Annotated in this window: 23 protein-coding genes and 2 pseudogenes; 9 read left to right on the forward strand and 16 right to left on the reverse strand. The window is 67.5% G+C overall.

The annotated features are described in order from the left end of the window. Positions 1 to 12: 12 nt before the first annotated feature. The 3 genes from ACNQR1_RS25485 to ACNQR1_RS25495 form a co-directional block, all read right to left on the reverse strand. Positions 13 to 2,112 carry a thiamine pyrophosphate-dependent enzyme gene (locus ACNQR1_RS25485; protein WP_418050495.1) on the reverse strand — a complete coding sequence of 700 codons (2,100 nt, stop codon included), beginning with the start codon at positions 2,110 to 2,112 and terminating at the stop codon, positions 13 to 15. A gap of 82 nt (positions 2,113 to 2,194) precedes the next feature. Continuing rightward, positions 2,195 to 3,100 carry an arginase family protein gene (locus ACNQR1_RS25490; RefSeq protein WP_418048440.1) on the reverse strand — a complete coding sequence of 302 codons (906 nt, stop codon included), beginning with the start codon at positions 3,098 to 3,100 and terminating at the stop codon, positions 2,195 to 2,197. Then, positions 3,100 to 3,873, reverse strand: coding sequence for an HAD-IIA family hydrolase (locus tag ACNQR1_RS25495; RefSeq protein WP_418048441.1), 774 nt, complete (start codon positions 3,871 to 3,873; stop codon positions 3,100 to 3,102). The genes ACNQR1_RS25490 and ACNQR1_RS25495 overlap by 1 nt, the downstream gene beginning before the upstream one ends. A 106-nt stretch (positions 3,874 to 3,979) precedes the next feature. Between ACNQR1_RS25495 and ACNQR1_RS25500 the strand changes: the two genes are divergently transcribed. Beyond that, positions 3,980 to 4,240 (forward strand): hypothetical protein, encoded by a 261-nt coding sequence (locus ACNQR1_RS25500; protein ID WP_418048442.1) that lies wholly within the window; start codon positions 3,980 to 3,982, stop codon positions 4,238 to 4,240. Positions 4,241 to 4,332: 92 nt separating this feature from the next. On the opposite strand, the gene ACNQR1_RS25505 is transcribed toward ACNQR1_RS25500, so the two are convergent. Further along, complete coding sequence (locus tag ACNQR1_RS25505; RefSeq protein WP_418048443.1) at positions 4,333 to 5,718, reverse strand: aspartate aminotransferase family protein; 1,386 nt, start codon at positions 5,716 to 5,718, stop codon at positions 4,333 to 4,335. Between the two features lie 13 nt (positions 5,719 to 5,731). Continuing rightward, positions 5,732 to 7,234: a CoA-acylating methylmalonate-semialdehyde dehydrogenase gene (locus ACNQR1_RS25510; RefSeq protein ID WP_418048444.1), complete on the reverse strand. Its 1,503-nt coding sequence runs from the start codon at positions 7,232 to 7,234 to the stop codon at positions 5,732 to 5,734. A gap of 112 nt (positions 7,235 to 7,346) precedes the next feature. Here ACNQR1_RS25510 and ACNQR1_RS25515 point away from each other — a divergent pair, with 112 nt between their 5' ends. From ACNQR1_RS25515 to ACNQR1_RS25530, 4 genes and pseudogenes are all read left to right on the forward strand, one after another. Next, positions 7,347 to 8,951: a PucR family transcriptional regulator gene (locus ACNQR1_RS25515; RefSeq protein ID WP_418048445.1), complete on the forward strand. Its 1,605-nt coding sequence runs from the start codon at positions 7,347 to 7,349 to the stop codon at positions 8,949 to 8,951. A gap of 27 nt (positions 8,952 to 8,978) precedes the next feature. After that, on the forward strand, positions 8,979 to 9,365 hold the full coding sequence (locus tag ACNQR1_RS25520; protein ID WP_418048446.1) for a DUF2237 family protein: 387 nt from the start codon (positions 8,979 to 8,981) through the stop codon (positions 9,363 to 9,365). A 19-nt stretch (positions 9,366 to 9,384) separates the two neighbouring features. After that, on the forward strand, positions 9,385 to 10,851 hold the full coding sequence (locus ACNQR1_RS25525; protein ID WP_418048447.1) for a protein adenylyltransferase SelO: 1,467 nt from the start codon (positions 9,385 to 9,387) through the stop codon (positions 10,849 to 10,851). A 24-nt stretch (positions 10,852 to 10,875) separates the two neighbouring features. After that, positions 10,876 to 11,584: pseudogene (locus ACNQR1_RS25530) on the forward strand (dienelactone hydrolase family protein); the annotation flags it as partial. A 144-nt stretch (positions 11,585 to 11,728) separates the two neighbouring features. On the opposite strand, the pseudogene ACNQR1_RS25535 reads toward ACNQR1_RS25530, so the two are convergent. The 5 genes and pseudogenes from ACNQR1_RS25535 to rplS all read right to left on the reverse strand — a co-directional run. After that, a pseudogene (locus ACNQR1_RS25535) lies at positions 11,729 to 12,820 on the reverse strand (amidohydrolase); the annotation flags it as partial. 22 nt (positions 12,821 to 12,842) lie between these two features. After that, the gene (locus tag ACNQR1_RS25540) at positions 12,843 to 13,148 is read right to left on the reverse strand and encodes a DUF2469 domain-containing protein (protein ID WP_003881082.1); all 306 of its coding nucleotides are present in this window, start codon (positions 13,146 to 13,148) and stop codon (positions 12,843 to 12,845) included. After that, entirely contained in the window at positions 13,145 to 13,930 is a 786-nt protein-coding gene (locus tag ACNQR1_RS25545; RefSeq protein ID WP_418050496.1) for a ribonuclease HII, read from the reverse strand. Before ACNQR1_RS25545 ends, ACNQR1_RS25540 begins: the two co-directional genes overlap by 4 nt. 19 nt (positions 13,931 to 13,949) lie before the next feature. Next, positions 13,950 to 14,891, reverse strand: coding sequence for a signal peptidase I (gene lepB, locus ACNQR1_RS25550; protein WP_418048448.1), 942 nt, complete (start codon positions 14,889 to 14,891; stop codon positions 13,950 to 13,952). After that, a complete protein-coding gene (gene rplS / locus ACNQR1_RS25555; RefSeq protein WP_029111328.1) occupies positions 14,857 to 15,198 on the reverse strand; it encodes a 50S ribosomal protein L19 in 342 nt (113 codons plus the stop codon). The genes lepB and rplS overlap by 35 nt, the downstream gene beginning before the upstream one ends. Before the next feature lie 324 nt (positions 15,199 to 15,522). Between rplS and ACNQR1_RS25560 the strand changes: the two genes are divergently transcribed. Beyond that, positions 15,523 to 16,479: a hypothetical protein gene (locus ACNQR1_RS25560; protein ID WP_418048449.1), complete on the forward strand. Its 957-nt coding sequence runs from the start codon at positions 15,523 to 15,525 to the stop codon at positions 16,477 to 16,479. On the opposite strand, the gene trmD is transcribed toward ACNQR1_RS25560, so the two are convergent. The 5 genes from trmD to ACNQR1_RS25585 form a co-directional block, all read right to left on the reverse strand. Beyond that, a complete protein-coding gene (gene trmD / locus ACNQR1_RS25565) occupies positions 16,476 to 17,159 on the reverse strand; it encodes a tRNA (guanosine(37)-N1)-methyltransferase TrmD (protein ID WP_418048450.1) in 684 nt (227 codons plus the stop codon). The genes ACNQR1_RS25560 and trmD overlap by 4 nt on opposite strands. A 13-nt stretch (positions 17,160 to 17,172) precedes the next feature. Next, positions 17,173 to 17,700 (reverse strand): ribosome maturation factor RimM, encoded by a 528-nt coding sequence (gene rimM / locus ACNQR1_RS25570; RefSeq protein WP_418048451.1) that lies wholly within the window; start codon positions 17,698 to 17,700, stop codon positions 17,173 to 17,175. Between the two features lie 10 nt (positions 17,701 to 17,710). Then, complete coding sequence (locus ACNQR1_RS25575) at positions 17,711 to 17,953, reverse strand: RNA-binding protein (RefSeq protein ID WP_003881089.1); 243 nt, start codon at positions 17,951 to 17,953, stop codon at positions 17,711 to 17,713. An 8-nt stretch (positions 17,954 to 17,961) separates the two neighbouring features. Beyond that, positions 17,962 to 18,438, reverse strand: a complete 477-nt coding sequence (gene rpsP, locus ACNQR1_RS25580; protein ID WP_211153837.1) for a 30S ribosomal protein S16 — start codon at positions 18,436 to 18,438, stop codon at positions 17,962 to 17,964. Between the two features lie 196 nt (positions 18,439 to 18,634). Continuing rightward, on the reverse strand, positions 18,635 to 19,054 hold the full coding sequence (locus tag ACNQR1_RS25585; protein WP_418048452.1) for a nuclear transport factor 2 family protein: 420 nt from the start codon (positions 19,052 to 19,054) through the stop codon (positions 18,635 to 18,637). Positions 19,055 to 19,086: 32 nt separating this feature from the next. Between ACNQR1_RS25585 and ACNQR1_RS25590 the strand changes: the two genes are divergently transcribed. The 3 genes from ACNQR1_RS25590 to ACNQR1_RS25600 all read left to right on the forward strand — a co-directional run bounded on the left by ACNQR1_RS25590 (position 19,087) and on the right by ACNQR1_RS25600 (position 22,551). Then, the gene (locus ACNQR1_RS25590; protein ID WP_418048453.1) at positions 19,087 to 19,989 is read left to right on the forward strand and encodes a D-alanyl-D-alanine carboxypeptidase family protein; all 903 of its coding nucleotides are present in this window, start codon (positions 19,087 to 19,089) and stop codon (positions 19,987 to 19,989) included. Between the two features lie 78 nt (positions 19,990 to 20,067). After that, positions 20,068 to 20,895, forward strand: a complete 828-nt coding sequence (locus ACNQR1_RS25595) for a D-alanyl-D-alanine carboxypeptidase (protein WP_418048454.1) — start codon at positions 20,068 to 20,070, stop codon at positions 20,893 to 20,895. A 90-nt stretch (positions 20,896 to 20,985) separates the two neighbouring features. Next, on the forward strand, positions 20,986 to 22,551 hold the full coding sequence (locus tag ACNQR1_RS25600) for a diflavin oxidoreductase (protein ID WP_418050497.1): 1,566 nt from the start codon (positions 20,986 to 20,988) through the stop codon (positions 22,549 to 22,551). A gap of 17 nt (positions 22,552 to 22,568) precedes the next feature. Here ACNQR1_RS25600 and ACNQR1_RS25605 read toward each other — a convergent pair whose 3' ends face one another. Beyond that, positions 22,569 to 23,633, reverse strand: a complete 1,065-nt coding sequence (locus ACNQR1_RS25605) for an amidohydrolase family protein (protein ID WP_418048455.1) — start codon at positions 23,631 to 23,633, stop codon at positions 22,569 to 22,571. Positions 23,634 to 23,637: the final 4 nt, after the last annotated feature.

Consider the following 23,637-nt stretch of genomic DNA (forward strand, 5'->3'; position numbering starts at 1 on the left):
GGAGTCAAGCTATCAAGACCGTTCGCCGACCAGTTTCACCGCGGCGGCCTCGATGGTGTCCTCGGACAACAGCACCTCCAGTGCGGCATCGCCCAGCGGGATGAAGCTGTCGGCGCTGGAGACCCGCTGAACCCGGCCGGCGAAGCCGTGGTCAGCGAGTTCTGCCAGCACGCCTTCACCCACACCCCCCGTGCGGCGGGTCTCGTCGACGATGAGCACCCGGCCGGTCGCATCCGCCTCACGCAGCATGTCCTCGACCGGCAGTGGCGACAGCCAGCGCAGGTCGACCACCCGGGCGGCGATCCCGGCCCGGCGAAGGCGACGGGCCACCCGCAGGCTCATCCACAGTCCGTTGGCGAACGTCAGGATGGTCAGGTCGGCGCCGTCGCCGTAGGTCCGGGCCGCACCGATGCGCGCAGGCCGCTGTGGATAGGGCGCCAGCCACTGCTGGTCGCCGTCGGCGTAGAGATCCTTGCTGTGGTACAAGGCGATCGGTTCGAGGTAGATGCAGACCGCGCCGGCAGTTTTCGCGGCGGAGACGCAAGCGTGCAGCATGGCCGCGGCGTCGTCGGGCCGGGCCGGTGAGGCGATCACCACGCCGGGGATGTCGCGGATCGCGGCGATCGAGTCGTCGTTGTGGAAGTGACCGCCGAATCCCTTCTGGTAGCCGTAGCCGGCGATCCGCACCACCATCGGGTTGCGGTATTGCCGGTTGGAGAAGAACTGCAGCGTGGCTCCCTCGCCGCGGATCTGATCGGCGGCGTTGTGCAGATAGGCCAGGTACTGGATCTCCGGTATCGGCAGCAGACCCGAGACGCCCGCACCCAGTGCCAGGCCGAGGATGGTCTGTTCGTCGAGCAGGGTGTCGAACACCCGCGCGGGCCCGGCAGCGGCCTGCAGGCCGCGGGTGACCCCGTAGACCCCGCCTTTGCGGGCGATGTCCTCGCCGAACACGATCGTCTCCGGGTGCACCTCCAGTACCTCCTGCAGCGCCCGGTTGATGGCCAGAGCCACGGTCAGCGGCGGACCCCCGGAGCCGTCCAGGGCCGCGACGGGCACCGCCCTGGCGTCGTCGAGAGTTTCGCGCAGCGGTTGCATCACCGCCGTCACGCTGTCCAACTGCGGACAATCGCCGACCTCGCGGGCCAGGCCCATCACCTCGGCACGTTTGCCCTCGTATCGGTCCAGTACCTGCTCTGGCGTCAGGATACATTGGGCCACAAGTGTTCTCGCGGTGTTGAGCACCGGATCAAGCTCATAGTCGGCGACGATGTCGGCGGGCCGCCGGTAAGCCTGCTCGTAGTCGGTACCCGCGTGCCCCATCAACCGCACCGTGCGCAGATGCAGGAACGCGGGCTTGCGTTCGCGGCGGACCCAATCGGCTGCGGCGCGTGCCGTTCCGAAGGCGTCGACGAGATCGCAGCCGTCGGCCGCGAAGTACCGCAGTCCCTTCCGACCCGCATAGGCATGGGCAATCCAGCCGCGCGGAGTCGGCGTGCTGATGCCGATGCCGTTGTCCTCGCAGACGAACAGCAGCGGCATCGGCAGGCCCTGGTAGGTGGCGTGCAGGGCCGCGTTGACGGCGCCCAGAGTCGTCGAGTGGTTGGCCGAGGCATCCCCGAAACTGCACACCACCACCGCGTCCTCGGGCCACGGGCAAGCCACGCCGAGCTTGCGGGTGCGGGCGACCGAGAAGGCCACCCCGACCGACCGTGGCAGATGTGAGGCGATGGTGGAGGTCTGCGGAATGATGCTCAGGTCGTGACGGCCGAAGACCTTGTGCCGTCCGCCGGAGATCGGTTCGGCGGTGGCGGCCACCAACCCGAGCAGCACGTCACGCAGCGGATCGGAGCCGCCGACCTGCGCGGCGCGAGCCAGGTAGAAGCCGCCCGACCGGTAGTGCAGCAGCGCCGGATCACTCGGGCGCAGTGCCGCGGCGACGGCGGCATTGCCCTCGTGCCCGGACGATCCGATGGTGTAGAAGCCCCGCCCCTGTGAGCGCAGCCAACGTGCGGCCAGGTCCAGATGCCGGCTACCCAGCTGAGCATCGAAGAGCTCCAAGGGATTCGGCACGTTCAGTGCGGGCACTTCGCCGGGGCCCGGCGTGCTCATCGCCGAGACTGTCGCGGTGAAGTGTTCATCGATGGCTTCGGTCACCGGGCCTCCTGAATCAGCGGCTGATTGAGAACCTCGCCTAGTGCGCCAGGGCAAGCCTGGCGAATTCGACGACCTGACCGGCGCCCGCCATGGACGGATCCTGGTCAGGGTCATAGATCGCCATGCTGCACCCGACGCACTGCGTGGCGGTATTGCGCAAGGTCAGCACGAGTTCGGTGAGCTGGCTCCAGGTCAGGCCGCCCGGCTCGTCCTGAACATCGGGCAATCCCTGGGACGGAAACTCGGCCGGATCCAGCACGTCGAAGTCGATGTGCAGCCACCAGCGCTCCGCGTTGCGCGTCAGGTGGCCCATGGCCCGACGACCGACGGCAGCCGGATCGCGCGCCACTTCGGCCAGCGGTGCCAGCCACACGCCGCAGTCGGCGAGGGTGCCGACGTTGAACTGCCGCCGCCAGCTGTCGTCGCGCGGGCCCAGCACCACCAATAACTCGTGCCGCAGCGCAGGCAGCTGCCGGGCCAGCGGCCCGGTGAGGGTCCGCCCCGTCAACCCGAGGAGCAGCCCGATCTCGGTGTTCGCCGCCTCCCCATCCTCGGATACGTCCAGCGGCATGGTGTCCTCGTGGCCGTCGATGAAGACCAAGCCGACGTTGTGGGCATGGTCACGCAGCGCGGTGGCGATGCCCAGCAGAGTGGAACAGTCACCGCCGTACACGACCGGGAACCGTTCGGCCACCAATGCATCGAGAACTCTGTCATGGAGTGACGACGTCATCGCGAGTAAAGCGGGCTCGTTCATCAAGCCGGTCGACGGTCCACGCCGGGGATCGGGGGCAGGCAGGTCAAGATCGTCGGCCCGGACGACGCGGTCGTCACCAAAAGTGTTGAGCAAGCCGGCATCCCGCAGTGCCTGCGCGGCCCGCGCCTGGTTGCCACGTCGGCCATAACCATCGAACGGCACCCCGATCAGCTCGACAGAGGTCATCAGATCAGCTCGATCGCCTCGGCGATCGACGGCAGTACCCGGCTGGGCCGGAACGGATAGCGCTCGATGTCGGAGACCGACGTCGAACCGGTGAGGACCAGGATGGTGTCCAGGCCCGCCTCGATGCCGGCCACCACATCGGTGTCCATCCGGTCCCCCACCATCACGGTGTTCTCCGAGTGCGCCTCGATCCGATTGAGCGCGCTGCGGAACATCATCGGATTGGGCTTGCCGACGAAGTAGGGATCCCGTCCGGTGGCCTTGGTGATCATCGCGGCCACCGATCCGGTCGCGGGCAGCGGGCCCTCCGCCGACGGTCCGCTGACGTCGGGGTTGGTGGCGATGAACCGGGCACCGCCGAGGATCAGCCGGACAGCTTTGGTGATCGCCTCGAACGAATATGTGCGGGTCTCCCCCAGCACGACGTAGTCCGGCGCGATGTCGGTCAGGGTGTAACCGGCCTCATGCAGCGCGGTGGTCAGCCCGGCCTCACCGATCACATAGGCCGAGCCACCCGGCAGCTGATCGTCGAGGAACGCCGCCGTCGCCAGTGCCGACGTCCAGATCGCCGCCTCGGGGACGATCAAGCCCGATCGTGCCAAGCGGGCGGCCAGGTCACGCGGCGTGAAGATCGAGTTGTTGGTCAGCACCAGAAATGGCCGTTCCTGTTCGGCCAATGTCTGCAGGAACTCGGCGGCACCCGGGAGCGCATGTTCTTCGCGCACCAGGACGCCGTCCATGTCGGTTAGCCAGCACTGGGCAGGTGAACGCACGAGTCCAGTGTCCCAACTTGTGCCGCGGATCAGGGGTCAACGAAGTTATCCACAGGGTGAGCCGATTGGCATGGCCGTCAGATCTGGACGCCTTTACGATGGGGCGATGGCGACCTTGGAAGACCTCGAAGCTCGAGTGGCTGCGCTTGAGGCTTCCCAGTTTGACTACCGCGCGGTGCTTGCAGCCGTCAATGCCCTCGGCGCCAACCAGCGCGAGCACGGTACGCGGCTCACATCTGTGGAGGGACACCTCACCTCTGTCGAGCGCGAACTGGCGGATTTCCGCCAGGAGACCCGCGCCCGCTTCAGCTCCATCGACGAACACCTGGCCGAGATCAAAGACCTCATCGTTGGCAACGGCAGTTAAGGCCATTCACCGAAACTGCACCCAGGGACAGAATTTTCGCGGCCGCGATTCTTGTCCCTGAGCACAGTCGCGGTGACGACGTGCGCCAAAGATCAGTTGGTGTGCTGATCGGCCACGTCGAGCGCCTTGTCCAGGATCGCCAGACCCTCGCGCGCCTCTTCTTCCGAGACGTTGCACGGCGGCACCACGTGGACGCGGTTGTAGTTGGCGAACGGCAGCAGGCCGTTGGCCTTGCACGCGCCGACCACGGCGTTCATCGCCGGGCTGGAGCCACCGTAGGGTGCCAACGGCTCCCGGGTCTGCTGGTCGGCGACCAGCTCGACGGCCCAGAACACGCCCGCGCCGCGCACCTCGCCGACGCTGCGGTGCTTGGCGGCCAGCTCGGCCAGGCCCGGTGCCAGAACCTCGGCGCCGATCTTGGCCGCGTTCTCGACCATGCCCTCGTCGGCCATGGCATTGATGGTCGCGACGGCGGCCGCGGTGGCCAACGGATGCCCGGAGTACGTCAGACCGCCCGGGTACGGCCGGTGGGCGAACGTCTCATAGATGGCCGGGCTGATCGCCACACCACCGAGCGGCACGTAACCGGAGTTGACGCCCTTGGCGAAGGTGAGCAGGTCCGGCACCACGTCGAAATGGTCGATGGAGAACCACTTTCCGCTGCGGCCGAATCCCGCCATCACCTCGTCGGCGATGAACACGATGCCGTAGCGGTCGCAGATCTCCCGCACCCCGGCCATATAGCCGGGCGGGGGCACCATGATGCCGGCGGTACCCGGAATCGACTCCAGGATGATCGCGGCGATGGTCGACGGGCCCTCCATCTGGATCAGCTTGTCGAGGTACTCCAGCGCGCGCTGGGATTCCTGTTCCTCGGTCTCGGCGTAGAACGACGAGCGGTACAGGAACGGTCCGTTGAAGTGCACGACGCCGGCGTTGCCGCGGTCGTTGGGCCAGCGCCGCGGGTCACCGGTCAGGTTGATCGCAGTGTCGGTGCCACCGTGGTAGGCGCGGTAGCGCGACAGCACCTTGTAACGGCCGGTGTGCAGACGGGCCATGCGCACCGCATGCTCGACCGCGTCGGCGCCGCCGTTGGTGAAGAACACCTTGTTCAGCTCACCGGGGGTGCGCTCGGCGACCAGTCGGGCCGCCTCCGAACGGGCCGCGTTGGCGTACTGCGGGGCCACCGTGCACAGCTTGGCGGCCTGCTCGGCAATGGCGGCAACAACTTTCGGGTGCTGGTGGCCGATGTTGGTGTTGACCAGCTGACAGGAGAAGTCCAGCAGGCGGTTGCCGTCGCCGTCCCACACGTACGAACCCTGCGCGGCGGTGATCGTCATCGGCGAGATCTCCTCCTGCGCCGACCAGGAGTGGAACACGTGTGCGCGGTCGAGCTCATAGGCCCGCGCGGCCTCGGCCTTCGCCGCCTCGACGGTCAACCCGTTGGGCAGCGCGGCGGACTCTTGAATCACAGTCATGGGTGAAATTCTCTCACTTGTTCTCGGGGAAGCCGAGGTTGATGCCCCCGTGGCTGGGGTCCAGCCAGCGAGTGGTGATGGCCTTGGTCCGGGTGAAGAAGTGCACGCCTTCGGCGCCGTGCGCGTGGCTGTCGCCGAACAGCGATGCCTTCCAGCCGCCAAAGCTGAAGTAGGCCATGGGAACCGGGATCGGCACGTTGATGCCGACCATGCCGACCTCGACCTCGTTCTGGAAACGCCGCGCGGCGCCGCCGTCGTTGGTGAAGATCGCCGTGCCGTTGCCGTAGGGGTTGTTGTTGATCAACTCCAGAGCCTCGTCGTAGGTCTCGACCCGCAGCACCGACAGCACCGGGCCGAAGATCTCGTCGGTGTAGACGCTCATCTCGGGAGTGACGTTGTCGAGCAGGGTCGGGCCCAGCCAGAAGCCACCCGAATCCCGTTGACCCGCCCCATCCATGACGGTACGGCCGTCGAGCACGACCTTCGCCCCGTCAGCCTCGCCGGCATCGATGTAGGAGGCCACCTTGTCGCGGTGCACCTTGGTGACCAGCGGGCCCATGTCCGAATCCTTGGTCCCGTCACCGGTCTTGATGGTGGCGGCGCGCTCGGCGATCTTGGCCACCAGATCGTCGGCGATCGGGCCGACGGCGACCGCGGCCGAGATGGCCATGCAGCGCTCACCCGCGGAACCGAAACCGGCGTTGACCATGGCATCGGCGGCCAGGTCCAGATCGGCATCGGGCAGGATCACGGCGTGGTTCTTGGCGCCGCCCAGCGCCTGCACCCGCTTGCCTGCCGCGGTGGCAGTGGCGTAGACGTACTGCGCGATCGGGGTGGAGCCGACGAAGGAGATCGCCTTGATCTTGGGGTTGGTCAGCAGCTCGTCGACCGCGGTCTTGTCACCCTGCAGCACGTTGAAGACGCCTTCGGGCAGGCCGGCCTCAGCCCACAGCCGGGCCATCCACAGCGCAGCGCTGGGATCCTTCTCCGACGGCTTGAGCACCACGGTGTTGCCCGCGGCGATCGCGATCGGGAAGAACCACATCGGCACCATGGCGGGGAAGTTGAACGGCGAGATGATCCCGACCGGCCCCAGCGGCTGCAGTACGGAGTGCACATCGACGTTGGTCGAGGCGTTCTCGCTGAATCCGCCCTTGAGCAGACTCGGGATACCGCAGGCGAATTCGACGACCTCGAGGCCACGGCTCACCTCGCCCAGGGCATCGGAGAGCACCTTGCCGTGCTCGGCGGTGATGAGCGCGGCCAGCTCTTCCTTGCGGGAGTTGAGCAGCTCCCTGAACTGGAACAGAACGCGAGTCCGCACCGTCAGCGACGTGTCACGCCAGGCCGGGAACGCAGCCACCGCAGCGTCGATCACCGCACGTGCGTCGTCCACACTGGCCAGTGCGACCTCACCGGTCACCGCACCCGTGGCCGGGTTGGTTACCGGAGCGGTGTCAGTCGAAGTCCCGGCAAAGATCTTGCCGTCGCGCCAGTGCTGGATGACATTGCTCATAGGTCCGAACCTTCCTGCGGCATTGGGGTACGGCTCTCACTCTGAGCCACCACCGACCCCGCCGGAGCCATCAACCTGTAAGTCCATTTCACCCGTTCATTACACTTTGTAAATGATCCCGACCGTGCGCGACATCATCGGGCTCCCCGTGGTGCAGGCCGGCGAGCCCGAGGTACTCAGCGCGCAGCAACTCGAACGCCCGGTGCGGTGGGTCCACGTCAGCGATATGCCCGATCTCGCGGGCCTGCTGCAGGGCGGCGAACTGGTGCTCACCACCGGCGCCGCGCTGCGCGACGCACCCCGTGACTACCTGCGGCGGATGCAGCGCGCCGGCGTCGTCGGGGTGGTCGTCGAGCTGGGCACCCGCATCGATTCGCTTCCCGCCAACGTCGGCGAGACGGCCCAGACCCTCGGACTTGCGCTCGTGGTGCTCCACCGGGAGACCAGGTTCGTCGAGGTCACCGAGGCCGTGCACCGGCTCATCGTCGCCGACCAGTACGAGGAGCTCGAATTCGCCCACCGCACCCACAAAACCTTCACCGAGTTGAGCATGAAGCGCCCGACGATGGCCGACATCGTGCGAGCTGCGGCCGAGATGATCGATGAGTCGGTGGTGCTCGAGGACCTCTCGCACCAGGTGCTGGCGATCTCGCCCCGCAACGAACCGGCCACCGGCGTGCTCTCCGACTGGCAGCGCCGGTCCCGGGCGATGACCGAACCGTGGGCCACGACCGCCGTGGGCCCGCGCACCGAGGAATGGGGCAGGCTGATCGTGCCGCACGCCCCGTTCGCACCGGCCAAGACCACGATGGTCCTCGAACGCGCCGCCCAGGCGCTGGCCCTTCACCGAATGGCCGAACGCGGCCGCTCCGGCCTCGAACATCAGGCGCAGAGCGGGTTGATCGACGACGTCCTGGCCGGACGGATCGACGACGACCGCGAGGCCGACGCCCGGGCCCTGGCCCTCGGCCTGCGGGCCGGCGGGCCCTACCTGCCGGCCACCGTCCGGGTGGGCGCCCCACCGGACCGGCTCGACCCGGTCGGCACGCAACGCCGCAACATCCGCATCCTCGATGCGGTCGCCCACAGTGTGAAAGCCCAAGGGCACAGCGCGATCTGCTCGATACGGCGGGACGGTGAGATCGGCCTGGTGCTGGCGCTGAACCCCCGACGCGGATCCAGCGCCGAAGCCACGCTGCGACGTCTCGCCGAAGGCTGGCGGGAGACCATCGTGCGCGGTGGGGACACCGACAAGGTCGTCATCGCCGTCGGCGGCGACGCGAGTGCGTTCGCCGACGCCGTCCACGGCTTGCGCGAAGCCGCCCACGTCGCCGAGGTCGCAGCATCGATGTCGGATCTGACGCGCCCGTTCGTGCGCGCCTCCGATGTCCGCCTGCGCGGTCTGATCACACTGCTGCTCGACGATCCGCGCGTCCAGATGTTCGCCGAAACCGAACTCAAGACCCTGCTGATCCACGATGCCGAGCAGAGCAGCGACGACGTGGAAGTGCTGCGCGGTTACCTGGAACTCGCAGGCAACAAGTCCGCGCTGGCCAAACGCCTGCACATGAGCCGCCCCGCCCTCTACAGCCGGCTGACCTCGATCGAACGCCGGCTCGGCGTCAACCTCGACGACGGCGAATCGATGACTTCCCTGCACGTGGCGCTGCTGGTGCTCGACGCGCAACGCAGCGCCGCCCTGCAGCCACCACGCTGACGCCGTTTCGGCACCCATACTGATCACATGGCTGATCGAAACGTGCTGGGTGGCCCACTGGAGGAATGCGGCACCGATCCGCTCACCGGCTTCTACCGCGACGGGTGCTGCTCGACCGGCGACGCCGACGCGGGCCGGCACACCATCTGTGCGGTGGTGACCGCCGAGTTCCTCGAACATCAGCAGTCCATCGGCAACGACCTGTCGACGCCGGCACCGCAATACCGGTTTCCGGGCCTGACGCCCGGCGACCGCTGGTGCGTGACCGCGGTCAACTGGTTACGCGCACACAACGACGGCAAGGCGGCCCCGGTGGTGCTGGCAGCCACCCATGAGCGCACCCTCGACCTGGTTCCCCTCGACGTCCTTCAGCAATACGCCGTCGATGTGCCCGACGACCTCGGCAGCCTCTGAGGCTCCGTAGGCTCGACCTGTGAGCGTCGCACCCGACCCGACCCGGCCGCCCCAGGTCGGACTGGACAACCGATTCGCCCGCGCCCTTCCGGAAATGGCGGTCGCGTGGCAGGCCGAGCCGGCCCCGGCACTGCGGTTGCTCGTGCTCAACGAGCCCCTGGCGGACGACCTCGGCCTCGATACCTCCTGGCTGCGCAGCCCCGACGGGCTCGGTCTGCTGTCGGGCACCGTCGTTCCCGAGGGCGCCACTCCCGTCGCCCAGGCCTACGCCGGTCATCAGTTCGGCGGGTACGTCCCACGCCTGGGTGACGGCCGAGCGCTGCTGCTCGGTGAATTCGTCGGTCCCGGTGACCGCTCCCGCGACCTGCATCTCAAAGGGTCGGGACGCACCCCGTTCGCCCGCGGCGGCGACGGCCTGGCCGTCGTGGGACCCATGCTGCGCGAGTACATCGTGAGCGAGGCGATGCACGCCATGGGCATTCCGACGACCCGGGCACTGGCCGTCGTCGCCACCGGCCGGGACGTCCGGCGCGACACCCTGCAGCCCGGGGCGGTGCTGGCCAGGATCGCGGGCAGCCATCTGCGGGTCGGCAGTTTCCAGTACGCCTTCGCGCACGCCCAGGCCGCCGGAGACATCGGGCTGCTGCGCCGGCTGGCCGACCATGCCATCGCCCGCCACCATCGGGGAGCGGCCGACGCCGACAACCCGTACCTTGCGCTGTACGAGGCGGTCATCTCGGCACAGGCCTCGCTGCTGGCGCAGTGGATGCTGGTCGGGTTCGTCCACGGCGTGATGAATACCGACAACATGACCATCTCCGGCGAAACCATCGACTACGGTCCATGCGCGTTCATGGAAACCTTCGATCCCGCAACGGTATTCAGCTCGATCGACCACGGCGGCCGATACGCCTACGGCAACCAGCCCGCGGTGGCCGCGTGGAATCTGGCCCGCTTCGCCGAAACCCTGCTCCCCCTGCTCGCCGACGACGGCGAACAAGCCGTCGAGCTGGCCACCCAGGCACTGCACACCTTCGGGCCGCAGTTCGACGCGGCATGGTCGGCCGGTATGCGCGCCAAGCTCGGGCTGCCCGCCGATGTCGATGACGACGTGGCGCGCGCTCTGATCGACGACCTGCTTGCGCTGTTGCAGCAGAACCGATCTGACTACACGTCGTTCTTCTGCGACCTCGGGCGCACCGCGCGCGGAGAGTCCGCGATCGCCCGCGGGTTCGACGAGTGGCTGGCGCGGTGGCACGGCCTGCACCCCGATGCCGAATCGATGGACCGGGTGAATCCCGTGTACATCCCCCGCAATCACCTGGTCGAGGAAGCGCTGACCGCGGCGATGAACGATGACCTTGAGCCCGTCCGGCGCCTCATGCAGGCCGTCGCGGCGCCCTACGACGAACGCCCCGGCCTCGAACGGTATGCCGCGCCCGCGCCCGACGACTTCGGCGCCTACCGCACGTTCTGCGGAACCTGACCATCGCCCGCTACCCTCGGTGAGGTGACGACGATCACCGTGGACACCCCGGCCGGCCCGATCGACGCTCTACTCAGTCTTCCCGATGGCCAGGGACCGTGGCCCGGCGTGGTCATCATCCACGATGCCATCGGCTACGGCCCGGACAACGAGGCGATCTCGGAACGCGTCGCAGCCGCCGGCTATCTCTCACTCACACCCAATCTCTACGCCCGGGGCGGCCGCGCCCGGTGCATCACGCGGGTGATGCGAGAACTCCTCACCCAGCGCGGCCGGGCGCTCGACGACATCCTGGCCGCCCGCGATCACCTGCTCGCGCACCCGCAGTGCACCGGGGCTGTCGGCATCGCCGGGTTCTGCATGGGCGGACAATTCGCACTCGTCCTGGGCCCCAAGGGGTTTGGCGCATCAGCCCCCTTCTACGGCACCCCGCTGCCGCGGCGGCTCGACCAGACACTGGACGCCTCGTGCCCGGTTGTAGCCAGCTTCGGCCGCCGCGATCCCTTGGGCATCGGCGCAGGGGCCCGGTTGCAGCGCGTCGTCGACGACAAGAACATCCCGGCCGACATCAAGGTCTACCCCGACGCCGGGCACAGCTTCGCCAATCAACTGCCCGGACAGGCCTTTCTCCGAATCGCCGGCTTCGGCTACAACGAAGCCGCCACCGCCGACGCCTGGGCGCGGGTGTTCGCGTTCTTCGGCGAACACCTCAAGGCTGAAGCCAGCTGAGCCCGGCCACCACCAGCGCCTCCGTACCGGTGTCCAACGTCGGCTGGAGCACCGGGCCGAACCGCGGTGAATGGTTCACCGGAATGTCCACGCGAGCGCGACCGGCGGCCACCGCCGCGCTGAAGGTCTCCTCGTCGATACCGCCGAAACCCCAATAGGTGTAGGGCACTCCCAGCGCAGCCGGGATGTCGCTGAAGTCTTCACTGGCCGACCCGGCCGGCATGGTCTGCGCCCGGTCGCCGAAGTACTCACGGAACGCCGCCTCGACACGAGCCGTCACCGCATCGTCGTTGACGGTCAGCGGAAAGTTGGCGTACAACTCGAATTCCGGGTCGCGCGGCGAGTCGGACGCCTGGCACTCGGCGATGACCACGCGCCGGATCGCGGCGAGCACCGCGGTGCGCACCGATTCGTCGAACGTGCGCAGGTTGAGTTCGAGTACCGCATGATCGCCGATGACGTTGCTCTTGGTCCCCGATTGAATGCTGCCGACGGTCAGCACGACCGTCTGGCTCGGATCAACTTCGCGGGACACGATCGTCTGCAATCGGATGACGATCATCGACGCCAGCACCACCGGATCCACCGTGGCCTGCGGCATGGAACCGTGCCCGCCACGACCGTAGACCGTGATTCTCATGCTGTCGGCCGCAGACAGCACCGGGCCGCTGCGGGTACGCAGCTGCCCGGCCGGCGCCGGAAATACGTGCTGCGCCAACGCCACATCGACCGGGCCGACAAGATCGGCCAGGCCGTCATCGACCATCCCGCGCGCCCCGTCGCCCACCTCTTCGGCGGGCTGGAAAACCGCAATCAGGGTGCCGCGCCAGTGATCCGTCGCCCGGGCCATCAACTCAGCCGCACCCAGCAGGCACGTCACGTGCACGTCGTGACCACACGCATGCATCACGCCGGGTTCGCCACTCGCATAGGGCAGACCGGTCGCTTCGGCCACCGGCAACGCGTCCATATCCGCCCGCATCAGCACCCGAGGACCGTCGCCGTTGCCCAGCACCCCGACCACGCCGGTTCCTCCGACACCTTCATGGACGGCCAGACCGGACTCGCGCAGGCGGGCGGCGACCACACCGGCCGTGCGCCGTTCCTGATGCGAGAGTTCGGGATGCTGATGCAGATCCCGGTACAGCGGCTCCTGCCATGTGCGAACCTCAGGCAGGTGCGCCAGGACCGCCTCGGCATGTCGCCGGACTTCGTCGGATCCGGTGTTGACTGCCGCCATCGCGTCGCCCCCCTGTTCGCTGCTACTCCGGCAACCGCAACTCGGGCTTTTCGACCTCTTCGATGTTCACGTCCTTGAACGTGATGACGCGCACCTGCTTGACGAACCGGGCCGGGCGGTACATGTCCCACACCCAGGCGTCGGCGAGCCGCAACTCGAAATAGACCTCGCCCTCGGAGTTGCGCGGAATCAGCTCCACGCTGTTCGCCAGGTAGAACCGGCGCTCGGTCTCTACGACGTAGCTGAACTGCCCGACGATGTCCTTGTATTCGCGGTAAAGCGAGAGCTCCATCTCGGTTTCATACTTCTCGAGATCCTCGGCGCTCATCTGGTGTGCTGTCCTTCTGGTTGTGCTGATGCCCTGTCGATCATCTTTACGTACCCCGCTTCAGCATGCCGCATTGGTGCCATCTCCCGTCGCACGTCTGCCATCTCTGCGGCCCGCCGCACCCCGGTGATCTCTGCGGCCCGCCGCACGTTCACATACGAGTAGCGGTGCTCCACACACGGCCCCAACTCGGTCAACGCCGCGGAGTGCGCCGCCGTGCTGTACCCCTTGTGCTCGGCGAACCCGTAACCGGGATGGTGCTGCTCCATCTCGACCATCAACCGGTCCCGGCTGACCTTGGCCAGCACGCTGGCCGCCGCAATACACGCGGCCGCCGCATCTCCCCCGATCACCGGCAAAGACGGCACCGCCAGGCCCGGTACCCGGAATCCGTCGGACAGCACGTATCCGGGCCGCAGGGACAACCCCGCCACCGCCCGCCGCATGCCCTCGATATTGGCCACGTGAACGCCGAGCCGGTCCACCTCATCCGACGGGATGAACACCACGTGATACGCCAGCGCGTACCGGCGGATAAGGGGAAACAGCCGCTCCCGCTCCCGCTCACCGAGCTTCTTGGAATCGTCGAGAGACGCCAGGCTGTCCATCCGGTTGGGTCCGAGCACGCAGGCGGCCACGACCAGCGGCCCCGCACAGGCCCCGCGGCCCACCTCGTCCACCCCGGCGACCGGGCCGAGACCGTTGCGATACAGCGCGGATTCCAGGGTGCGCAGGCCGGATGACCTCCGGATCACCGTTCGCGGCGGCCACGTCTTCACCACTGGAGGCACAGGGCAGCTCCTAGGAGTCGGTCTGCGGGTTCACGCCATTGATACCGCCCCATCGGGACGGTGGCCAGGCGATGAACCGTGCCTTTCCGATTACATTCTCCACCGGAACGGTGCCGGCCATCGGGTCGCCGGTGCACTGCAGACCTTTCCGCGCGTCGGCGGGCAGATTGCTGCAATGCACACGTGAGTCGGCCGAATGCGTCCGGTTGTCACCCATCACCCACAGGCGGTCGGGCGGGACGGTGACCGGCCCGAACTCAGGACCCAGGCACGGGTAGATACCCGGGTCGGCCATCATGGTGGCCGGGTCCAGGTACGGCTCGTCGAGACGTTTCCCGTCGACCGTCAGACCGGTGTCCGCACGGCACTGCACGGTCTGACCACCCACCGCGATAACCCGCTTGACCAGGTCGTTCTCGTCCGGCGGCACAAACCCCACGAACGAGAGGGCGTTCTGCACCCAGCGGACGACGGTGTTGTCCGAACGGATCGACTTGTAACCGATGTTCCACGACGGCGGCCCCTTGAAGACCACCACATCACCGGGCTCCGGATGGGAGAACCGGTAAGTGACCTTGTCGACCATGATCCGATCACCCACACAGCCGGCACAGCCGTGCAGCGTGGGCTCCATCGATTCCGACGGAATCAGGTACGGACGCGCGATGAACGTCAGCGTCACGTAATAGAGCACCAGGGCGATGGTGGCCAGAATGGCGATCTCGCGCGCCGTGGAGTGCTTCTTCTCGGGCGACTCGTCCGGCGCCTCTGCGGCCGGTGACTGCGGTTCGGAGTCGGCTTCGAGGCTGCCCTCCGAGCGCGCGTCAGCAGAATCGGTGGGTCCGGTCACAGGCACCACAGTAGCGAGCGTTGTGACCGGTCCCGCGACGAGTGCTTCGTCAGGCGGAGCAGCGCGCTCAGCGCTTTTCCTTGATCTTCGCCTTCTTGCCACGCAGTTCGCGCAGGTAGTAGAGCTTGGCGCGACGCACGTCACCGCGGGTCACGACATCGAGGTGATCGATGTTGGGCGAATGCACCGGGAAGGTCCGCTCGACGCCGACGCCGTAGCTTTCCTTCCGCACGGTGAAGGTCTCGCGGATGCCGCCACCCTGGCGACGGATCACGACACCCTTGAAGACCTGGATGCGCTCCTTCGAGCCCTCGATCACCTTCACGTGCACGTTGACGGTGTCGCCGGGGCTGAAGGTCGGGATGTCGTCGCGCAGCGACGCCTGATCGACGAAGTCCAGCGTGTTCATCGGTGACACTTCCTTGTTGTTCGCGGCTCCGGACGGGCGCGCCCATGGCGCGCAGCCGAAGCTATTTTCGGGTGTATCGGGGTGTATCTCGCAGCGGAACGCGGACAAGCCGGCCCAGCCCTGCGCAGACAACTGCTCAATTGTGCCAGACGGGTCCCCATACCGTGAAATCCGGCGAGTCGCCGCACCCATCTGTACCGACTCCGGCAGCATACTTCGAGCACAACTAAGCACGCGCTCCCCAAGGCAAACAGTTAGGCTTCACCCACCGATGCGCCGGTCCTGCACAGCCCATCGGATTTTATTGACGGTTCAAGGAGGACCATGCGACGGGCGCCGTCGAGGCTCAGGATTGCGAGCGCGGCCAGCATGACGGCAGTGGTCGCGATGTCCGTCGTCACCGTCGGCTGCGAAGCACGGGTCTACGGAACGCCCCCTGCCCTACCCGGCGCGCCCCAGCTGACCGTCGTCGTCCCCCAGGGCAGCCTGGCTCCGCTGCCCGAGGCGTCGCCCGGGGAACCCGCCGCCGCCTTCATCGGCCTCGAGGACCGGGCGCAACAGGCCACCGATGACGCCGCCGACGCCGGCGCCGAGGTCACACTGCTGGTCCTCGACCGCAACACCGGCCAAACGGTGTCCAACGGAAACCGGACACCCATCGCCATCGCGTCGGTGGTGAAGTTGTTCATCGCCGACGACCTGCTCCTGCAGGAAGCCAAGGGTCACACGGTACTCAGCCCCGAGGACCGCGAGAACCTCGATGTGATGCTGCGCTCCTCGGACGACAGCGCCGCCGAGGTCTTCTGGAACCGCAGTGGTGGCAGCGCCATCGTCAACCGGGTGACTGCCCGCTACGGCCTGGGTTCGACACGCCCGCCGAACGACGGGCGGTGGTGGAACACCATCAGCACCGCGGCCGATCTGGTGCGCTACTACGACATGCTGATGAACGGCAGTGGCGGCCTTCCCGCCGAACAGGCCAACGTCATCCTGTCCAACCTGGCCCAGTCCACCCCGAACGCCATCGACGGCACGCAACCGGGCGGCATCTACCCGCAGCGATTCGGCATTCCCGAAGGCCTTTACGCCGAACCGGTCGCGGTCAAGCAGGGTTGGATGTGCTGTATCGGTTCGGATTGGATGCACCTGTCGACCGGCGTGATCGGCCCCGATCGTCGTTTCATCATGGTGATCGGCTCACTGCAGCCCACGAACGCCGCCACCGCGCGCGACACCATCACCGACGCCGTCAAGACGATGTTCCCCGGCGGCCGGCTCTAGGATTCGTCGAGCAGGTCCGGCCTGCGCTCGCGGGTGCGTTGCAGGGATTGCTCATGGCGCCACGCCGCGACCTTGGCGTGGTCCCCTGACAGCAGCACATCGGGCACCTCGAGCCCACGCCAGCTCTGCGGCCGGGTGTAACTGGGCCCTTCGAGCAGGCCGTCGGAATGCGAATCCTGTTGGTGCGAAGCGGGATTGCCCAGCACTTCGGGCATCAACCGGACCACCGCCTCGATCATGACCAGGGCCGCCGACTCACCGCCATTGAGGACGTAGTCACCGATGGAAACCTCTTCGACGCGCATCCGACGAGCCGCGTCGTCGGCCACGCGCTGGTCGATCCCCTCATACCGTCCGCAGGCGAACACCAGGTGGGACTCTGCACTCCACCGCTCGGCGACAGCTTGGGTGAACGGGCGGCCCGCGGGCGTCGGCACCACCAGAAGTGTTTCCTCGGAACAGATTTCGTCGAGCGCAGCACCCCACACAGGCGCTTTCATGACCATTCCCGGTCCCCCACCGTACGGTGAGTCGTCCACCGAACGGTGCACATCGTGGGTCCAGTTCCGCAGGTCGTGCACGGCCACGGAAAGGATGCCTGCGTCGATCGCCTTGCCCGGCAACGACTGCCGGATGGGATCGAGGTAGGCCGGGAAGATGGTGAGGACATCAATGTGCACAGTTGCGCACCTTCTAGACCAGGTCCAGGTTCAGCAGACCGTCCGGAGGATCGATGACGACGGTTCCGGTCTCCCGGGACACCGAGGTGACGATGGCGCTGACGAACGGGATCAACACTTCGCGGCCGTCCGCATCGGCCTTGACCGACAGCAGTTCGCCTGCCGCGGTGTGCAGTACCTCCCGGACCACGCCCACCGCAGTGCCGTCAACGGTGACGACCCGCAGGCCTTCGAGTTCGTGGTCATAGAACTCGTCGGGATCATCGATAGCGGGCAGATCGGAGGTGTCGACGATGAACACCGTGCCCCGCAACTCGTCGGCCGCATTCCGATCGGCGACACCGGCCAGCCGGATCAGTAGCCGGCCGGCGTGATCACGCACGGACTCGACCGAGAAACTGCGCTCGGCACCCCCCTTGGCGCGGCCCCGAAGGGCCACGCCAGGGGTGAACCGGGCGTCGGGGTCGTCGGTACGAACCTCGACGACGACCTCGCCGGAAATGCCGTGAGCTTTGACAACCCGCCCGACAACCAGGTCCATGGATCCGACGCTACTGGTCGGTGTCCACCACGTCGACGCGGATGCCGCGCCCACCGATGCCTGCGACCAGGGTCCGCAGCGCGGTGGCGGTGCGACCGCCACGGCCGATGACCTTGCCCAGGTCGTCGGGGTGAACGTGCACCTCGACGGTCCGCCCGCGGCGGCTGGTGACCATGTCGACGCGTACGTCGTCGGGATTGTCCACGATGCCGCGGACCAGGTGCTCGACGGCGTCGACCACGACAGAACTCACTGCGATGCTCAGCTCTCGCTTGCGGCTTCGTCGGCAGCGGCCTCGGCAGCCGGGGCCTCAGCCTCGGCGGTCTCGGCTGCAGCCTCGTCCTTCTTGGGAGCCTTCTTCTTCTTGGGCGTGACGGCCGCGGCACCGGTGCCGCTCTCGGCCTCGGCCAGCGCCGCGTTGAACAGGTCCAGCTTGGACGGCTTGGGCTCCTTGACCTTCAGCGTGCCCTCGGCGCCCGGCAGGCCCTTGAACTTCTGCCAGTCACCGGTGATCTTCAGCAGGGCCAGCACCGGCTCGGTGGGCTGGGCGCCGACACCCAGCCAGTACTGCGCGCGCTCCGAATCGATCTCGATCAGGCTCGGCTCTTCCTTGGGGTGGTAGCGGCCGATGACCTCGATGGCGCGGCCTTCGCGGCGGGTGCGCGCGTCGGCGACGGCGATGCGGTACTGGGGGTTGCGGATCTTGCCAAGCCGGGTGAGCTTGATCTTGACAGCCATGGTTGAGCACTTCTCCTTGAGTGTCACGCTGCAATTCGGCGATGCGGGCGGAATTGCCCGATCCGGTTTTGCCTTACGTGTGTGACCGCCGCGCAGCGCATTGAACGAGTCGCACGGCAGACAGCCGCCAATTGTGCCAGAGCAGGCAGTACCGGCCAAAATCGCGCCGAATCAGGCCACCTGTGGCCCGGATGACTCAGACGACCTTGTCAAAGCACTTGGTCTCGACGCGGCGGCTCATCCGCCAGCCGTCGCCGGTCCGCACGAACTCGTCTTCGTACCAGAGCCCACAGAACAACACCTGTTGCTCCAGCCCCGGCAGCACCATCGGGTTGAAGCAGATCGTGCGGGAGGAAGCCTTGTCACCCTCGATCGTGACATCGAAGTTGCCGAGCATGTGCGCGTAGGCCGGGAAGTTCGGCAGCACCTCGGCCAACCAGGCCTTGACCTCCGGGTACTGACCGTCGATACCGCCCATCGCCCGGTAGTCGATATAGGCGTCAGCGGTGAACACCGCATCGAGGTCATCGAACAGTCGGCGGTCTATCGCCGTGGAGTAGTCGATCAACAACTGCTGGATCTCCAGACGATCCGAAATCTCGGCCAGGCTCAACATGTCTCGATTCAACACGATTAGGCTGGCCCGCCATGGGGAGGTTCGTCAGGTTCTCTGTTGCAGCGACGGCCGCGGTCGCCGTCGCGCTCATCCCGCTCTCATCGGTACCCGGGGCAGTGCCGGTGGCCCGAGCCGATCTCGATGTGCAGCAGGTCGGATCCGCGCCCATCCCGGACGGTCCCGCACAGGGCTGGGTGGTCGCCGACCTCGACACCGGCCAGGTATTGGCGGCCCGCAACGAGAACACCCGGTACGCACCGGCGAGCACCATCAAGACCCTGCTGGCGCAGGTGGTGCTCGACGAGGTCCCGCTGGACACCACGATCGTGGCCGACGACGCCGATACCAAAGTCGAGTGCAACTGCGCCGGAGTCGCGCCCGGGCAGACCTACACCGCGCGCCAACTGCTGGAGGCTGCACTGCTCGCCTCGGGCAACGACGCCGCCAACACCCTGGCCCGAATGGTCGGCGGTCCCCAGGCGGCCGTGGCCAAGATGAACGCCAAGGCGGTCGCGCTCGGGGCGACCAACACCAACGTCGCGACGCCGTCGGGATTGGACGGGCCCGGCATGCCGTTCTGGTCCACACCGCACGACATGGCGACGATCTTCCGCGGAGCGATGGCCAACCCGGTCTTCGCACAGATCACCGCCATGCCGTCGACCACATTTCCCAGCAAGACCGGCGATCGGGTGCTGGTCAACCAGGACGAGCTGTTGCATCGCTACCCCGGTGCCATCGGCGGCAAGACGGGGTTCACCGACATCGCCCGCAAGACGTTCGTCGGCGCCGCACAGCGTGACGGTCGCCGGTTGATGGTGACGATGATGTACGGACTGATCAAAGAGGGCGGCCCGACCTACTGGGACCAGGCCGCGACGCTCCTGGACTGGGGTTTCGCCCAGGATCGGTCCTCCAGCATCGGGTCGCTCTAGGCTGCGCGGTCCAGTCGATATCCGAAGGAAACCTGACCGCGCGCTGATCGAGTCCGAAGCTCCGTAGCGTCGTCCGGCGTGCGAAGACTGTTCGTGACGCTCTCGCTCGGCCTCGGCACGGCGATGGCAGCCGCGGCCATCGTGGCTCCGCCGGTCGCTGCGCAGCCCGGTGTTCAGCCGGCGGGCGCCCAGATCCCCGACGGGCCGGCCAAGGCCTGGCTGGTCGCCGACATGGACACCGGCCAGGTACTGGCGGCCAAAGATCCCAACGGCTCGTATGCCCCGGCCAGCACCATCAAGCCGCTGTTGGCGATGGTCGTGCTCGACCACCTGCGGCCCGACAATTTCGCCCGGGCCAACGAGTCGCACACCAAGGTCGAATGCTCGTGCGTGGGCCTGAAGCCAGGTCAGCCGTACACGACCCGCCAGCTGCTCGAAGCGCTGCTGATGGTGTCGGGCAACGATGCGGCGAACATGCTCGCCGACATGCTCGGTGGTCAGCCCGCCACCGTGGCGGCGATGACCCGCAAGGCGGCCGCCGTCGGCGCCCGCAACACCCGGGCCTCCTCGCCGTCGGGCCTCGACGGCCCCGGCTGGGAAACCGTCACCACCCCGCACGACCTCGCGGTGATCCTGCGGGCGGCGCTGAGGTACCCGCTGATCGCACAGATCATGGGCCAGCCGTCGGCCCAGTTCCCGGGCAAGACCCTGACCAACCAGAACGAGCTGCTCCGGCGTTACCCCGGCGACATCGCAGGCAAGACCGGATACACCGACCTGGCCCGCAAGACGTATGTGGGTGCCGCCCAACGCGGTAACCGACGCCTGATCGTGGTCCAGATGTACGGCACCGGCGATCTGTACGGTCAGGCGATCGACTTGTTCGACTACGGCTTCTCACACTGACGGCGATCGCCGAGGGGTAAAAGGTAGGGCCCCACCGGGACTCGCAACAAACTAAGGTAACCCTAAATTCGCGTGGTGCGCCCGCGCGCGATGAGGGGAGCCGATGTGTCCGACCGTGAGTTCTCGTTGGTGGTCGCCTATGGCACCGACATGGGTAACTCGGAAGACGCCGCCATGTCGTTCGCCGAAGCCACCACGGCCGCCGGGATCCCCGCCGAGGCCGTCGAACTCAACCAGGTCGAACTCGACAGTCTGACCACCACAACGCATTTCATCGTGGTGGTGTCAACCTTCGGTGACGGCGAGTTCCCTGACACCGCCACGTTGTTCTGGGAGGCGATCAGTGCCTCGACCGAGCGACTCGAGCACATGAGTTTCGCGGTGCTGGCCCTGGGAGACACGTCCTACGAATTGTTCTGCAACGCAGGCAAACTCCTCGATGCGCGCTTGGAAGAGCTCGGGGCGACCCGGCTGACCGACCGAGTCGACGTCGACGGGTACTACGAAGAGCCCGCCGCGGCCTGGACCACCGACCTGGTCAAGCAGATCACCGCGGCCCGGTCCGGCCCCGCCGGCGGTGCAGTCACCGTCGTCGAGAACCCCCCGGCCGATCCCCCGCACCGCAGCCAGGAACGCAACCATCCGTTCGCCGCGCCGCTGACGGTCAATCGACTGCTCACCGCTGCTGAATCCGACAAAGAGGTCCGCCACTACGAACTCGACCTCACCGGTTCCGGGATCGCCTACCAGGCCGGCGATTCGCTGGCCGTACACCCGGTGAACGACCCCGAGCTGGTCGCGGCGATCCTGACCGAACTCAAGGTGGGGCCCGAGCACCGCGTAGCCGAAACCGATGAGACGCTGGGTGTTCTGCTCGCCGAGCGGCTCGAGATCCGCACACCGTCGCGTGCGCTGCAGGAGTTGGCCGGGGCCGCCGCCTATGGCGAGGACGTCCTCGATCTCGTCAAGCGGGCCGACCTCACGGTCGACGAGGTCGTCGATACGTTGCGCCCGTTGCAGTTCCGCGATTACTCGATCGCCTCAAGCCCCCTGACGCACCCCGATCACATACACCTGACCGTGGCCACCGTGCGCTACCCCGGCGCCGACCGGCGGCACGGCGGCGTGACCTCGACCTACCTGGCCGAGCGCACCCGGCAGGTGCGGGTCCACCTGCGCCCCAACCACCATTTCCGGCTGCCTGCCGGCGATGTACCGATCATCATGATCGGGCCGGGCACCGGTATCGCGCCGTTCCGGGCGTTTCTTCAGGAGCGGCAGGCCGCCGCCGCCCCGGGCCGGTCCTGGCTGTTCTTCGGGGACCGGCGCCGGGCCACCGACTTCCTCTACGGCGAGGAGCTGACGGGATTCACCGAGTCCGGCACCCTGACCCGGCTCGATGTGGCGTTCTCCCGCGACCAGGACGCGAAAGTTTATGTGCAGCAACGCATGCGGGAGAACTCAGCGGAGCTGTTCGCCTGGCTGCAGGACGGCGCCCACCTCTATGTGTGCGGCGATGCCGACCGCATGGCCAAGGATGTCGATGCCGCCCTGCACGAGATCGTGGCCGAGAGCGGTGGCATGGACGCCGATGCCGCGCACGCCTACGTCAACGACCTGATCAAGACCCACCGCTACCTGCGCGACGTGTATTAGGGCTCACCCGCGGCGGTTCAGTACACCCGGCCGCGCAGGATCACCAGATCCGGGTGGCTGACCCCACCGTGACGCGGATCGTCGGTGTAGCAGACCAGGTCCGCGGAGGCCCCGTGCTCCAGCGCGGGCCTGCCCAGCCAGGCCCGAGCATCCCAGCTGGCCGCCCCCAGCGCGGCGGTCGGGCTCATCCCGATGCCCTTGAGCGCCTCGATCTCGTCGGCGATGCGGCCATGGGCGATCATGCCGCCGGCATCGGTGCCCGCGAAGATCGGCACCCCGGCCTCGTAGGCCGCGCCGACCCGGGGGCGACAGGACGCATAGAGGTCCCGCATGTGCTTGGCGTAGGCCGGATACTTGCCCGCCGCATCGGCGATACCGGGGAAATTGTCGATGTTGATCAGGGTGGGGACCAGCGCCGTGCCGTGTTCGAGCATCAATTCGATGATGTCGTCGGTGATCCCGGTGCCGTGCTCGATGCAGTCGATCCCGGCGTTGATCAGCCCGGGCAGGGCATCCTCGCCGAACACGTGCGCCGTCACCCGCGCTCCCTCGGCATGGGCCGCGTCGATCGCCGCCTTGAGGATCTCGTCGGACCACAGCGGCGCCAGGTCCCCGACGCCGCGCTCGATCCAGTCGCCGACCAGCTTCACCCAGCCGTCGCCCCAGCGCGCCTGCTCGGCCACCGCGGCGGGCAGCTGCGACTCGTCTTCGATGTCGATCGGCAGCCCGGGCGAATACCGCTTGGGGCGAGCGAGGTGCCGGCCGGCCCGGATGATGCGCGGCAGGTCCTCGCGTTCGTCGAAACTCCGCGTGTCCACCGGTGAACCGGCGTCCCGCAACAACAGGGCGCCCGCGTCCCGTTCGGTTTCGGCCTGGGTGACCGCCTCGTCCAGGTCGACGGCCCCATGGGGCCCGAGGCCCACATGGCAATGCGCGTCGACCAGGCCGGGGATGATCCACCCGCCGTCGAAGACGGTGTCGGCGTTGGCAATCGGCTCGGCGCTCAGCACGCCCCGAGCGATCCACCACTCGACGGGCTCGCCGTCAGGGAGACCGCATCCCCGGACGTGGAGCGCGCTCACCGAA

Source organism: Mycobacterium sp. 48b (genome assembly GCF_048282725.1).
Lineage (GTDB): Bacteria > Actinomycetota > Actinomycetes > Mycobacteriales > Mycobacteriaceae > Mycobacterium.